The sequence below is a fragment of the Streptomyces sp. Ag109_O5-1 genome (assembly GCF_003814875.1).
GTDB classification, from domain to species: domain Bacteria; phylum Actinomycetota; class Actinomycetes; order Streptomycetales; family Streptomycetaceae; genus Streptomyces; species Streptomyces sasae.
Window position 1 is genome coordinate 5406864 of record NZ_RKQF01000001.1, and the last position, 11749, is coordinate 5418612.

13 protein-coding genes are annotated in these 11749 nt (G+C 69.0%); 10 read left to right on the forward strand and 3 right to left on the reverse strand.

Annotated features, from left to right (window positions below; all coding sequences use genetic code 11):
* The first annotated feature begins 5 nt into the window (after positions 1–5).
* A complete protein-coding gene (locus EDD90_RS24225) occupies positions 6–1031 on the forward strand; it encodes a thaumatin family protein (RefSeq protein WP_123975159.1) in 1026 nt (341 codons plus the stop codon).
* A 118-nt stretch (positions 1032–1149) separates the two neighbouring features.
* Positions 1150–2022 carry an alpha/beta fold hydrolase gene (locus EDD90_RS24230; protein WP_123975160.1) on the forward strand — a complete coding sequence of 291 codons (873 nt, stop codon included), beginning with the start codon at positions 1150–1152 and terminating at the stop codon, positions 2020–2022.
* A gap of 35 nt (positions 2023–2057) precedes the next feature.
* Here EDD90_RS24230 and EDD90_RS24235 read toward each other — a convergent pair whose 3' ends face one another.
* A complete protein-coding gene (locus EDD90_RS24235) occupies positions 2058–2588 on the reverse strand; it encodes a YbhB/YbcL family Raf kinase inhibitor-like protein (RefSeq protein WP_123975161.1) in 531 nt (176 codons plus the stop codon).
* Between the two features lie 170 nt (positions 2589–2758).
* On the opposite strand from EDD90_RS24235, the gene EDD90_RS24240 reads away from it, so the two are divergent.
* Positions 2759–3454 (forward strand): type 1 glutamine amidotransferase domain-containing protein, encoded by a 696-nt coding sequence (locus EDD90_RS24240; RefSeq protein WP_123975162.1) that lies wholly within the window; start codon positions 2759–2761, stop codon positions 3452–3454.
* A 341-nt stretch (positions 3455–3795) separates the two neighbouring features.
* On the forward strand, positions 3796–4593 hold the full coding sequence (locus EDD90_RS24250) for a maleylpyruvate isomerase family mycothiol-dependent enzyme (RefSeq protein WP_123975163.1): 798 nt from the start codon (positions 3796–3798) through the stop codon (positions 4591–4593).
* Between the two features lie 16 nt (positions 4594–4609).
* Here the strand turns inward: EDD90_RS24250 and EDD90_RS24255 are convergent, their stop codons facing one another.
* Positions 4610–5074 carry a hypothetical protein gene (locus EDD90_RS24255; protein ID WP_123981566.1) on the reverse strand — a complete coding sequence of 155 codons (465 nt, stop codon included), beginning with the start codon at positions 5072–5074 and terminating at the stop codon, positions 4610–4612.
* Positions 5075–5194: 120 nt separating this feature from the next.
* Between EDD90_RS24255 and EDD90_RS24260 the strand changes: the two genes are divergently transcribed.
* The 3 genes from EDD90_RS24260 to EDD90_RS24270 all read left to right on the forward strand — a co-directional run bounded on the left by EDD90_RS24260 (position 5195) and on the right by EDD90_RS24270 (position 6535).
* Positions 5195–5527, forward strand: a complete 333-nt coding sequence (locus tag EDD90_RS24260) for a YnfA family protein (RefSeq protein WP_123975164.1) — start codon at positions 5195–5197, stop codon at positions 5525–5527.
* Between the two features lie 70 nt (positions 5528–5597).
* The gene (locus EDD90_RS24265; RefSeq protein ID WP_123975165.1) at positions 5598–6356 is read left to right on the forward strand and encodes an SDR family NAD(P)-dependent oxidoreductase; all 759 of its coding nucleotides are present in this window, start codon (positions 5598–5600) and stop codon (positions 6354–6356) included.
* Positions 6356–6535, forward strand: a complete 180-nt coding sequence (locus EDD90_RS24270; protein ID WP_123975166.1) for a hypothetical protein — start codon at positions 6356–6358, stop codon at positions 6533–6535. Before EDD90_RS24265 ends, EDD90_RS24270 begins: the two co-directional genes overlap by 1 nt.
* Positions 6536–6968: 433 nt before the next feature.
* Here the strand turns inward: EDD90_RS24270 and EDD90_RS24280 are convergent, their stop codons facing one another.
* Positions 6969–8162 (reverse strand): RtcB family protein, encoded by a 1194-nt coding sequence (locus EDD90_RS24280; protein ID WP_123975168.1) that lies wholly within the window; start codon positions 8160–8162, stop codon positions 6969–6971.
* A gap of 217 nt (positions 8163–8379) precedes the next feature.
* Between EDD90_RS24280 and EDD90_RS24285 the strand changes: the two genes are divergently transcribed.
* From EDD90_RS24285 to EDD90_RS24295, 3 genes are all read left to right on the forward strand, one after another.
* Positions 8380–9291 carry a DUF3558 domain-containing protein gene (locus EDD90_RS24285; protein ID WP_123975169.1) on the forward strand — a complete coding sequence of 304 codons (912 nt, stop codon included), beginning with the start codon at positions 8380–8382 and terminating at the stop codon, positions 9289–9291.
* 132 nt (positions 9292–9423) lie between these two features.
* A complete protein-coding gene (locus EDD90_RS24290; protein ID WP_260328024.1) occupies positions 9424–10311 on the forward strand; it encodes a DUF3558 domain-containing protein in 888 nt (295 codons plus the stop codon).
* Positions 10312–10410: 99 nt separating this feature from the next.
* Positions 10411–11712 (forward strand): DUF2637 domain-containing protein, encoded by a 1302-nt coding sequence (locus EDD90_RS24295; protein ID WP_123981568.1) that lies wholly within the window; start codon positions 10411–10413, stop codon positions 11710–11712.
* The last annotated feature ends 37 nt before the right edge of the window (positions 11713–11749 follow it).

An 11749-nucleotide genomic window follows, 5' to 3' on the forward strand; every position in this document is an offset into this window, starting at 1 on the left:
CGAGGATGGCACGAGGACGCAGGAGACACGGCGCGAGACCACCACGAAACCTCTGGTGGTACGCCGCGGCGGCCGCCCTCGCGACGGCCGCCACCGTCCTGGTCACCTACGGCGCATGGACACCGTCGTCCGGAACCGGCACCGCCCGCACGGTGGAGCGCCAGACGGCCGCCGCCCTCCCCTCCGGCACACCGACCACCTCGGCCCCCTCCCCCTCGCCGTCCCCCTCCCCGAGCCGCAGCGCCTCACCCTCCGCCTCGGCCAAGCCCAAGGCAGCACCGAAAACCACCCCGAAACCGGACGGGACAACACCCCAGGCCGCCGCCGCACAGCCCGCCACCGCGCCCGCCGGCAAACGCCTGATCACCGTCGTCAACAAGACCCCGAAGACGGTCTGGGCCGTCGTCACCAACACCTCCGTCTACCCGGCGGGCCGCAAACTGGCCCCGGGCCAGAGCATGTCGGTGACGGTGGCCAACAACTGGGGCGGCCGCATCTGGGGCCGTACCGGATGCACCGACGGCACCGCCGCCGGCCCCTGCGCCACCGGCGACTGCACCAGCGTCTGCAGCGGCGGCAACCCGCCCACCACCCTCGGCGAGTTCACCTTCGACGCCTACGCCGGCATGGACTTCTACGACGTCAGCATGGTCGACGGCGCCAACCTGCCGATGTGGATCAACATCTCCCACACCACGACCACCGACCCGGTCAGCTCCGCGGGCTGCTACAAGGGCACCTGCACCACGAACGTCAACTGCCCCAAGGCGATGCAGGCCCTCTCCGGCGGCCAGGAGACCGGCTGCAAACCGCCGTGCGCGGCGTTCGGCGGCGACACCTACTGCTGCCGCGGCGCCTGGGCGGGACGCGACAACTGCATCCCCTCCAAGTGGCCCGTCGACTACACCCAGGTCTTCAAACGCGCCGCTCCCTACGCCTACTCCTACGCCTTCGACGACGGCGCGACGATGCCCTGCAAGGGCGCCTGCTCCTACCGGATCACCTTCGGAACGACGAACGGCTCCACCTGACACCGGCCCTCGGGGTGCCGCGTTCACCCGGACGGCCCGCCCACGAGGCCGCACCGTCCGGGGACCTCGACGCTGGAATCCCGGGCGTCGCCCGACGCCCCCGCGCCGAAGGACCGGCATGCGCATATCCCGTGAGTCCCGCCGCACCGTCCACATCGCCCGCTGGGGCGCGGCACTTCTGGCCCTGTCCGGAGCCACCTCCGCCCTGGCACCCGATACCGCACAGGCCGGTGGCCCGAGCGGCGATCCCGGCCGGGCGAAGCCCACCATCGTGCTCGTGCACGGCGCCTTCGCCGACGCGTCGAGCTGGAACGGTGTCGTCGAACGGCTCCAGCAGAACGGCTACACGGTGGCCGCACCGGCCAACCCGCTCCGCGGCGTCGCCCAGGACTCGGCGTACCTCGCGAGTTTCCTGAAGTCCATCAAGGGACCGATCGTCCTGGCCGGCCATTCCTACGGCGGCGAGGTCATCTCCCAGGCCGCCGTCGGAAACGACAACGTCAAGGCCCTCGTCTACATCAACGCGATCATGCCCGACGCGGGAGAGTCGCAGGCCGTCCTCGCCGCGAAGTTCGCCCCCGCCCCGCTCACCCAGGCACTCAAGCAGGTGCCCTTCCGCAACGCCGACGGCACCACCGGCACGGACGTGTACATACAGCCGGACCGGCTGCGCCAGGTCTTCGCCGCGGACCTGCCCGCCGGCCAGACCGCCGTCATGGCAGTCACCCAGCGTCCGATCGCGATGTCGGCCTTCGCGGACAGACTCACCGGCGCCGCATGGCGGACCAAACCCGTGTACGCCCTCGTCGGCAAGCAGGACAAGGCGATCAACCCCAGCCTGGAGCGTTTCGAGGCGAAACGGGCCAACGCCCGCAGGACCGTCGAGATCGACTCCTCGCACGTCTCCCTCGTCTCCCACCCCCAGGCGGTCAAGGACCTGATCACCGAGGCCGCCGAGGACTACATGTGGGGCACGACGCAAAAGTCCTGAGCAGCGGGCACCGGCAGCGCCGGTGCCCGCTGTGTCTAGGCCCGCTCGAAGGTGCCGTACATCGTCGCCCGCGCGATCGCGTGGCGGAACAGCAGGAAGTCGAGGTAGGCAGGGGTCGTCGACTCCGACACCTCCAGTTCCTCGGTATCCACGGCATGCACCACGAGGAAGTAGCGGTCCGGGCCGTTGCCCGGCGGCGGCGCCGGACCGAGGTATCTCCGGTATCCGGCGTCGTTGGCCAGCGTCACCGCCGCGCCGGGCAGCTGCCTGCCGTCTCCCGCCCCGGCCGGAAGGTCGGTCACGGAGGCGGGCAGGTTGGCCACGGCCCAGTGCCAGAATCCTGAGGCGGTGGGCACATCGGGGTCGAACATCGCCACCGTGAAACTCCGCGTCTCCTCGGGGAAACCGGACCAGCTCAGCTGCGGTGAGATGTCCGACCCGCCGGCACCGAGAATGCCGCTCACCTGTTCGCGGGCCAGTTCCCCACCATTGGCCACGGATTCCGAGGCCACCGAGAAATCCCTGATCGACGGCAGGAAATCATAGGGACCGTAGGGTCTGATCATGGCAATCCCTCGACACCGCCGGTTTGCCGTACCTCAAAAAAACACGCCACAAGAATACCCGTAACGGGAATGGCCGGCGCATTTCCCGCACAGCGACCAACGGTTGCGGCCTCCGGGATACCCGCTCAGACTTGATGGGCACATTCGCACATGCCCCGGAGGAGCGTCCCATGGCCAGGATCCTGTGTGTGCTGACCGGCGCGAGTTACTGGACCCTCAAGGACGGGCACCGACATCCCACCGGCTACTGGGCCGAGGAGTTCGTGGCTCCCTACAGTGTGTTCACCGGCGCCGGGCACGAGGTCACCGTCGCAACTCCGCACGGGGTCGTACCCGTGGTGGACACGATGAGCCTGCGGCCCCGTATGGCGGGCGGCGAGGAGAACGCCCTCCGCGAGGAAGCCGTCATCGAGGAGGCGGAGCAGCTGCGGTACGCCGTCCCCCTCACCGACATCCGCCTTTCGGACTACGACGCGGTCTACTACCCCGGCGGCCACGGCCCGATGGAGGACCTCTCGGTCGACGCGGACTCCGGGGCGCTGCTGCGGGAGGCACTGGCCTCCGGCCGTCCGCTCGGCATCGTCTGCCACGCCCCCGCCGCCATCCTCGCGACCCGTGACGCGAACGGTGACACGCCCTTCGCGAACTACCGGCTGACGGGTTTCTGCAACGAGGAGGAGGCCGGTGTCGGTTTCGCAGACAAGGCCAAATGGCTGTTGGAGGACGAGCTGAAGAAGCTGCCCACCGAGTATTCGCGGGGCCCCGCCTGGGAGCCCTACACGGTCGTGGACCGCAACCTCTTCACCGGGCAGAACCCCGCGTCCTCCGGCCCTCTCGCCCAGGAAGTCGTAGAGGCCCTCGCATGACCTCGACGTAGCCGTTGAGCAGCTGGTAGTCGCTGCGGCACATGCCGGCCGCAGCGACCTTCGGGAGTATCTCGTCCGGGCCGGGGTCGGGCACCGGGACCTCTTCGATCCGAAGGAGTTCCTTGTATCCGCGCATCCGGGCTGCCTGCATCTGCTTCGTCATGGGTGTCTCGCAGTCACGCGCCCGCGCGTGCCATGCATCCGGTGATACCGCGCCCACCGATGGCCCGAATGGGCGAATTGGTCCGACCTCGGCATGCGGGAGTTCATGAACGCCAAGACCGTCTGGATCGGGCAGAACGCCGCCTGCCCGGACGGGCCGAACAGATGAGGGAGGCACGATGACCCGGGCCGGCCTGGCCGCCGCGCGATCCAGCACGGCGCAGCTCGCCGAGATCATCCCCCAGGTGGACGACGGCCAGTGGGAACTGCCGTCCGCCTGCGCCGGCTGGCGCGTCATCGACGTGCTGGCCCACCTCGCGGCGCTCGCCACCGAGGCCGTCGACCCGCCACCGCCCGACCCCACGCTGCCGAAGAACCGCGAGCGCTACCACGACCTGCGCGTCGACCAACGCCGCGGCCTCGCCCACATCGACGTCCTCGACGAGTGGCGGCACAGCACCCCACGCCAACTGGACCTCCTGGCGGCGGCCCAGGAACCCCCGGAGGCCGACGAACCCGTCGAGGTCCCCGGGCTCGGCACCTACCCCCGCCACCTCCTCGCCAACACCATGGCGTTCAACGTCTTCTGCCACCTCCGAAACGACCTGCTCGCCCCGGACGGCCCGCTCCCGCTCACCCTGCCGGAACCGACCGGCGACCAGGTGGCCCCCGCCATCGACTTCATGCTCGCCGGCCTCCCCCAGATGCAGGGAGCGGAACTCACCGCAACCGTCCGCCACCCCCTGGTCCTCGACCTGACCGGACCCGGCGCGACCACCGTCACCGTCCACCCCGCGACCGACCCGGACGGGCAGCTGACCGTGACCCCCGGCGCGGACGCCCCCACCCGGGTGCACAGCACGGCGCTCGCCTTCATCGCCTGGGCCACCACCCGCTCACCCTGGCGCGACCACTGCCGCATCACGGGCGACCCGGCCGTCGCGACCCCGTTCCTCGACCACCTCGACATCATCTGACCCGGAACCATCCGGCTCAGAAGACGTACGGGTCCCCGGTCGCCAGCACCAGCACCCGCTGCGTGTCGTTCGTACGGTCGTGGTCCACCACGCCCCCGCTCCAGGCCACATCCACCGACAGCGTCACCTCCGACGGCCGCTCCCGCAGCCGTACCGGAACCACCAGCTGCTCGCCGGGCTCGTCCACGGCCAGCGGCCCGGTGCCGCACACCACCTCCCGGTCACCGGTCCGCGCACACCCGGCGGGCAGCTGCTGAGCGTCCGCCAGCGCCGCCGACCAGCGCAGCCGCACACTCGCACCGGCCAAGGCGTCCGGCCCGTGATCGCGGGGGCTCAACCGCACCTCCATCAGCCCCCCGTCCAGCACGGCGGAACCGTGCACCTCGAGATCGGCCTCCCCGGCCCAGGCGGTACCGCCCGTCCCCAGCACCAGCGCACCCGCCGCCACCGCACCGACCGCCGCAAGCCCGTATCGCCGCATCGCCACGCCATCCGTCCCGTCCGACCCCGAGTCCGACATTCATACGGATGTATGCCACCCGGGCCCCACCCCAGGCACCTCCCAACAGGTGACACGGCACGACGTGACACGCTTGCAGCCATGCTCATCCTCCGCTCCGCCGCCCTCTTCGTCGTCGCCGCCCTCTTCGAGATCGGCGGCGCCTGGCTGGTCTGGCAGGGCGTACGGGAACACCGCGGCTGGCTCTGGATCGCCGGCGGCATCCTCTCCCTGGGCGCGTACGGATTCGTCGCCACGTTCCAGCCGGACGCCCACTTCGGCCGCATCCTGGCGGCCTACGGCGGCATCTTCGTGGCCGGCTCGATCCTGTGGGGCGCCGTCGCCGACGGCTACCGCCCGGACCGCTGGGACATCACGGGCGCGGCGATCTGCCTGGCGGGAATGGCGGTGATCATGTGGGCGCCGAGAAACTGACGGCTACCCCCCACCTATCCTTGCCACAGACAAGCCCGCACACGCACACCCCGCCGAGGAGCACACCCCCATGGCCCCCTCCCGCATCGCGGTAGTCACCGGCGCGAGCAGCGGCATCGGCGCCGCCACCGCCCGCAAGCTCGCCGCAGCCGGCTACCGCGTCGTCCTCACCGCCCGCCGAGAGGACCGCATCGAGGCGCTGGCCAAGGAGCTCACCGAGGCGGGCCACCAGGCCACGGCCTACCCGCTGGACGTGACCGACCGAGAGGCGGTCGACGAGTTCGCCACGGCCTTCAAAGCGATCTCCGTCCTCGTGAACAACGCCGGCGGAGCGCTCGGCGCCGACCCGGTGGCCACCGGCGACCCCGCCGACTGGCGCACGATGTACGAGACGAACGTCATCGGCACCCTGAACCTCACCCAGGCCCTGCTCCCCAAGCTGGAGGCGAGCGGCGACGGCACGGTGGTCGTCGTCTCCTCCACCGCAGGACTCGGCACCTACGAGGGCGGCGCCGGCTACGTCGCCGCGAAGCACGGCGCCCATGTCCTCGCCGAGACCCTCCGCCTGGAGATCGTCGGCAAGCCGGTGCGCGTGATCGAGATCGCCCCCGGCATGGTCAAGACGGACGAGTTCGCACTGACCCGCTTCGGCGGCGACACGGACAAGGCGGCGAAGGTCTACGCGGGCGTGGCCGAACCCCTCACCGCCGACGACGTGGCCGACACCATCACCTGGACGGTCACCCGCCCCAGCCACGTCAACATCGACCTCCTGGTCGTCCGCCCCCGCGCCCAGGCCTCCAACACCAAGGTCCACCGGGAACTGTGATGCCGGACAAGGACCCGGCCAAGGACCCGACGGCGGCCCTGGAAAAGGACCTGGAAAAGGCCCGCCTGAAACAGGAGACCAAGAACGAACGCCAGGTCTGGTACTTCCTCGGCTACTTCCTCTTCGGCATCCACATCATCGCGTTCGTGATGATCTACGCGGTCCGCCACGCGAAATGACGAAGGCACGCGGTCACTCACAGGGGTGAACATCATCGATCACCCGAGCAGCGCCTGAACAGGCGACCTAGGCTCGCGCCACACCATCGATGAGACGGCCCTCGGCGGGGATGCAGCCCAGCCGGGGGCCTGACCAGCATGGAAGTGGAGGCTTCCCTGTGGCCGAATGCGAGCTTAACGCCCACCGGTTCATGGACCTCATGCTCCCAGGAAAACGCGCAGGTGTTGGCAGCCGATCTCTATTACCCGGGCTGTCTCTCACTGGAGCGGAAACAAACAGCCGTCGGTTCACTCGGGACCTGGCTGCCTCCGGCAGGCATCGAGTGGACTCGCGAAATGGACCGGATTCTACTCACCGCACCCACCATCACCCGCTACCGGACTGAGCGGCACATGATGGGCGCGGCGCACGATCGTCGCGCCCATCACTGTCTTAGCCCTTCACACAGATGAACTGCTTCAGCTTCGCCACCACTTCAACAAGGTCGCGCTGCTGCTCCATCACCTGGTCGATGTTCTTGTAGGCACCCGGAATCTCGTCCAGCACCCCGGAGTCCTTGCGGCACTCGACACCCCGCGTCTGCTCCTCCAGGTCCTTGGTCGTGAAGCGACGCTTTGCCGCATTGCGGCTCATCCGCCGACCGGCCCCGTGCGACGCCGAGTTGAAGGCCTTCTCGTTCCCGAGCCCCTTCACGATGTACGAGCAAGTACCCATTGACCCGGGGATGATGCCGTACTCACCAGACCCTGCACGGATGGCACCCTTGCGCGTGACAAGCAGGTCCATGCCCTCGTAGCGCTCGCGGCTCACGTAATTGTGGTGGCAGCTCACTTCGGGCTCGAAGGTTACTTTGGCCTTCTTGAACTCCTTACGGATGACGTCCTTGAGGAGTGCCATCATGATAGACCGGTTGTACTTCGCGTACTCCTGAGCCCAGTAAAGGTCGTGTTCGTAAGCGATCATCTGCGGGGTGTCCGCGATGAAGACGGCAAGGTCCCGGTCGATCAGGCCATGGTTGTGCGGGAGCCTCTGGGCCACACCGATGTGGTACTCGGCCAGCTCCTTCCCAATGTTCCGAGATCCGGAGTGCAGCGTGATCCAGACCGAATTCGACTGATCAAGACCAAGTTCAAGGTAGTGATTTCCGGATCCGAGCGTTCCCATCTGCCGGTGCGCCCGTTCCTGACGGAATTTGACTGCATCCGCCACCCCCTCGAACCGCCCCCAGAACTCCCCCCATCCGGTCGTGGCCAGCCCGTGGAAGTCCCCCGGTTCCACCGGCTCCGCATGCATCCCCCGCCCCACCGGAATCGCCTGCTCGATCTTCGAGCGGAGTCGGGACAGATCGCCCGGCAGGTCGTTCGCCGTCAGGGACGTCTTCACCGCCGACATCCCGCAGCCGATGTCGACCCCGACCGCCGCCGGGCACACCGCGCCCCGCATGGCGATGACGGAGCCGACCGTCGCGCCCTTGCCGTAGTGGACGTCCGGCATGACCGCGAGGCCCTTGATCCACGGCAGCGTCGCGACGTTGCGCAGCTGCTGGAGGGCCACGTCCTCGACGGTCGCCGGGTCGGTCCACATCCGGATCGGTACCTTCGCCCCCGGTATCTCCACGTACGACATGTCTTCCTCATTCCCCCGTGAAACGTGACAAAAAGATTTAGCGCATCAGAATGCAAATGTGATGCCAAGAGCACCCAAATCAGACATGGGACCGGCGTTCACAGCAGTGCGTGCGATACACATTGTCTCCAGGGGGCGCCCCGCTGCGGCAAGCGATTAACCAGCGGGGACACTGGAGCAGGACCGAGCGACCCAGTGAACGGAAAGGAGCCTGACCGTGCAGCGGAAGGCGTACGTAGCCGGCACCGCCGCTCTCCTCGCGGCTCTGCTGGCCGGCTGCACGAGCGGTTCCAGCGGCGGGGACGACGCCGGCGACAAGAACGCGGACACCGGCACCTCCACCGCCGCCGCCCAGCCGGGCAAGTACCGCAACCTCCCCGAGGCCTGCGGTGCGGTCAGCCACGACACCCTCGACTCCCTGCTCCCCGGCATCGCCCAGATCACCGACGCGGACCAGCAGGAGAAGGCCTACGAGGGCGAGGCCACGCTCACCTACGACACCGACCGCAAGGTCGGCTGCCGCTGGAAGGTCGAGTCCACCGACGCCACGGACCGGCTGCACGTCGACTTCGAGCGCGTGGTGTCGTACGACAACGCGGTCAGCGACGACAGCGAGGCGCAGACCATCTACACGCGGCTGGAGACGGCGGCCGACATCCCCGCCGAGTCCGCGTCCCCGAGCCCGACGGAGTCGGAATCGGAGTCGCCGTCCGGGTCGGCGTCCGGATCCCCGTCCCTCTCCCCCTCCCCCTCCGCCTCGGCCTCGGCCTCGGCCTCCGCGTCCGCCTCGGCGTCCACGTCGGACTCCGCCGATGCCTCAGGCTCCGCGTCCGCCGACGCCTCCATCTCCGCTTCCTCCTCGGCCTCCCCCTCCACCCCCTCGGCCGACCTCCAGCCCCGTGTCCTCACCGATCTCGGTGACGAGGGCTATATCGACGACCAGCTCAGCGGCTCCGGTTCGACTTCCGAACAGCGGACGGTGACTGTGGTGTTCCGCACGTCCAACGTCGTGGTGACCATCGAGTACGAGGAGCAGCCGATGGCCACCGGGACCGTCCCGGACAGCGAGGAAATGCAGGACAGGGCCCAGAAACTGGCGGCCCAACTGGCCGAGGCGCTCAACGGCTGAGGGTGCGGACACGCCCTCTCCACCCGGCCCGCAAAGCACGTGAACCGAAACCGCACAGCTCCCTCACCGCGTACCGTGGCCCCTCGGACCCGATCAGACCGCAGGAACCCCGAACGTATGAGTGAAGGAACCATGCAGCGAGTAGCAGTCCAGCGAGACGACCAGCGCGCCCGGAACGAGCGGAACGCACAGCGACGGGCAGGGCGCCTGCGCCGCGGCCTCGTCTGCGCGGCCGCCGTCCCCGCGGTGGCCCTGTTCGCGGCCGCCTGCTCCTCGGGCTCCGACGACTCCGCGAAGGATGTCGGTGGCGGCTCGAACCCGGCCACCGCCCCCGCCGGATCCACCACGGCTCCCTCTTCGACCGTTCAGGCGGCCAAGTACCAGACGCTGCCCAAGCCGTGCGCGGCGCTGTCTAAGAAGACGCTCACCCAGCTCGTGCCGAAGGGTGTGACGTCCGGCAAGGACGGCGCTTCGGACGACACGGCGACGCGGAGCAGCTGCTCCTGGAGCAGCCTGGACAACAACGGTGTGAAGGGCTCCCAGTTCCGCTGGCTGAACATCTCCTTCCTCCGTTTCGACTCGGACGCCGGCCGCGGTACCGGTGACAAGCAGGCCGAGGCGTACTACACCACGCAGCTGCAGGACGCCCAGTCGGTGTCCGGTGCCAAGAACACCAAGTCGGTGCCGGTGACCGGGGCCGGCGACCAGGCGACCGTGGTGCGCTACGACCTGAAGAAGAAGGAAGGCGCCTTCAAGCAGCAGACGGTCGTGGCCCGGGTCGCGAACGTGGTGGTCACCGTCGACTACAACGGCGCGGGTCTGGCCGGCGAGAAGACGCCGGACGCCGACACCCTCACGAAGGCCGCGGAGGCGGCCGCCAAGGAGGCGGTGGCAGCGGTCTCGTCGAGCAACGGGTCGGCGCCTGCTACGAGTTCACCTGCGGCGACGCCGTCGAAGTCGGCCTCCGGGTCGCCCTCCGCGTCCGCGTCGCCTTCGAAGTCGTCAGCCAAGAAGGGCTGACCGGCAACACGGGCGCCGCACACATGTGCCACCCTGTTGCGCGCAACAACACGCAAGGGGAGGGGAGTACGGGTGGCCGCGCCAATGCAGCTGACTCGGATGCACCGCGTTCTCATCGGCGTCGTCGTGTCCGGAGCGATGATCATCGCCGGTATCGGCTTCACCGGTTCGTATGCGGCCGTCCGTGAGCTGGCCATCAAGAAGGGCTTCGGGAACTTCTCCTATGTCTTCCCGATCGGCATCGACGCGGGTATCTGCGTCCTGCTCGCCCTGGACCTGTTGCTGACCTGGATCCGCATCCCCTTCCCGCTGCTGCGGCAGACGGCCTGGCTGCTGACCGCCGCGACGATCGCGTTCAACGGCGCGGCGGCCTGGCCGGACCCGCTGGGTGTGGGCATGCACGCGGTGATCCCGATCCTGTTCGTGGTCGCCGTCGAGGCGGCCCGGCACGCGATCGGCCGTATCGCCGACATCACGGCGGACAAGCACATGGAGGGGGTCCGCCTCACCCGCTGGCTGCTCTCGCCGGTCCCGACGTTCCTTCTCTGGCGCCGTATGAAGCTGTGGGAGCTCCGCTCCTACGACCAGGTGATCAAGCTGGAGCAGGAACGTCTCGTCTATCAGGCGCGGCTGCGTTCCCGCTTCGGCCGGGCGTGGCGGAGGAAGGCTCCGGTGGAGTCCCTGATGCCGCTCCGCCTGGCTCGCTACGGCGTCCCGCTGGCGGAGACGGCTCCGGAGGGTCTGGCGGCGGCGGGGATAGAGGTCCCGGTGCTGCTGCCGGCTCCCGCGCCCGCAGCCGTGTCCGCCGCCGTGGCGGTTCCGCAGGGCGAGCAGCGCGCCGAGCTGATCCCCGCCCCGCGCACCGAGCAGCCCGCGGACGTGCCCCAGCAGGCGCCCGAGCAGGAGACGAACCCCTGGCTGCAGGCCAGAGACCCCCAGGAGATCGAGTACCAGGGCGGTTACGACCCGACGTACGACCCTCGGTACGCCGCCTGGCTGGCACAGCAGCAGCAGTACCAGCAGGAGCAACAGCAGTACCAGCAGCAGTTCCCGCAGGACCAGTTCCCGCAGGAGCAGTTCCCCCAGGGCCAGTTCCCGCAGGACGAGCAGCCCCTCCCCGAGGAATCCGCCTCGGAGACCACCGGCAGCTTCCCCATCCCCTCCGGACCGGGCCGGACCCGCGAGCTGGGTGAGGGCGGCGGCCCGCCGGAGCCGAACGAAGAAGACTTCTACCTGGTCTTCAAGAAGTCGATAGACGGCAGCTACCCCACCTCGGGCCAGCTCAGGGACGACGTGGAGGCGACGTACGGCGTGACGCTCGCGCAGCGCGACGCGGACCGTATGGTGAACCGCTTCACGAACCGCCACACGGCGGAACTGCAGGAAGACCACATCGCGTAGGACGCAGGACATGAAGAAGGGGCCCTCCTCGACGGAG

Excerpts from the sequence above, each read along its gene's own strand:
- EDD90_RS24295 (WP_123981568.1), top strand. The coding sequence starts at position 10,411 with ATGCACCGCGTTCTCATCGGCGTCGTCGTGTCCGGAGCGATGATCATC.
- EDD90_RS24265 (WP_123975165.1), top strand. The coding sequence starts at position 5,598 with ATGGCCCCCTCCCGCATCGCGGTAGTCACCGGCGCGAGCAGCGGCATC.
- EDD90_RS24260 (WP_123975164.1), top strand. The coding sequence starts at position 5,195 with ATGCTCATCCTCCGCTCCGCCGCCCTCTTCGTCGTCGCCGCCCTCTTC.
- EDD90_RS24240 (WP_123975162.1), top strand. The coding sequence starts at position 2,759 with ATGGCCAGGATCCTGTGTGTGCTGACCGGCGCGAGTTACTGGACCCTC.
- EDD90_RS24235 (WP_123975161.1), bottom strand. The coding sequence starts at position 2,588 with ATGATCAGACCCTACGGTCCCTATGATTTCCTGCCGTCGATCAGGGAT.
- EDD90_RS24230 (WP_123975160.1), top strand. The coding sequence starts at position 1,150 with ATGCGCATATCCCGTGAGTCCCGCCGCACCGTCCACATCGCCCGCTGG.
- EDD90_RS24255 (WP_123981566.1), bottom strand. The coding sequence starts at position 5,074 with ATGCGGCGATACGGGCTTGCGGCGGTCGGTGCGGTGGCGGCGGGTGCG.
- EDD90_RS24290 (WP_260328024.1), top strand. The coding sequence starts at position 9,424 with ATGCAGCGAGTAGCAGTCCAGCGAGACGACCAGCGCGCCCGGAACGAG.
- EDD90_RS24225 (WP_123975159.1), top strand. The coding sequence starts at position 6 with ATGGCACGAGGACGCAGGAGACACGGCGCGAGACCACCACGAAACCTC.
- EDD90_RS24270 (WP_123975166.1), top strand. The coding sequence starts at position 6,356 with ATGCCGGACAAGGACCCGGCCAAGGACCCGACGGCGGCCCTGGAAAAG.
- EDD90_RS24250 (WP_123975163.1), top strand. The coding sequence starts at position 3,796 with ATGACCCGGGCCGGCCTGGCCGCCGCGCGATCCAGCACGGCGCAGCTC.
- EDD90_RS24280 (WP_123975168.1), bottom strand. The coding sequence starts at position 8,162 with ATGTCGTACGTGGAGATACCGGGGGCGAAGGTACCGATCCGGATGTGG.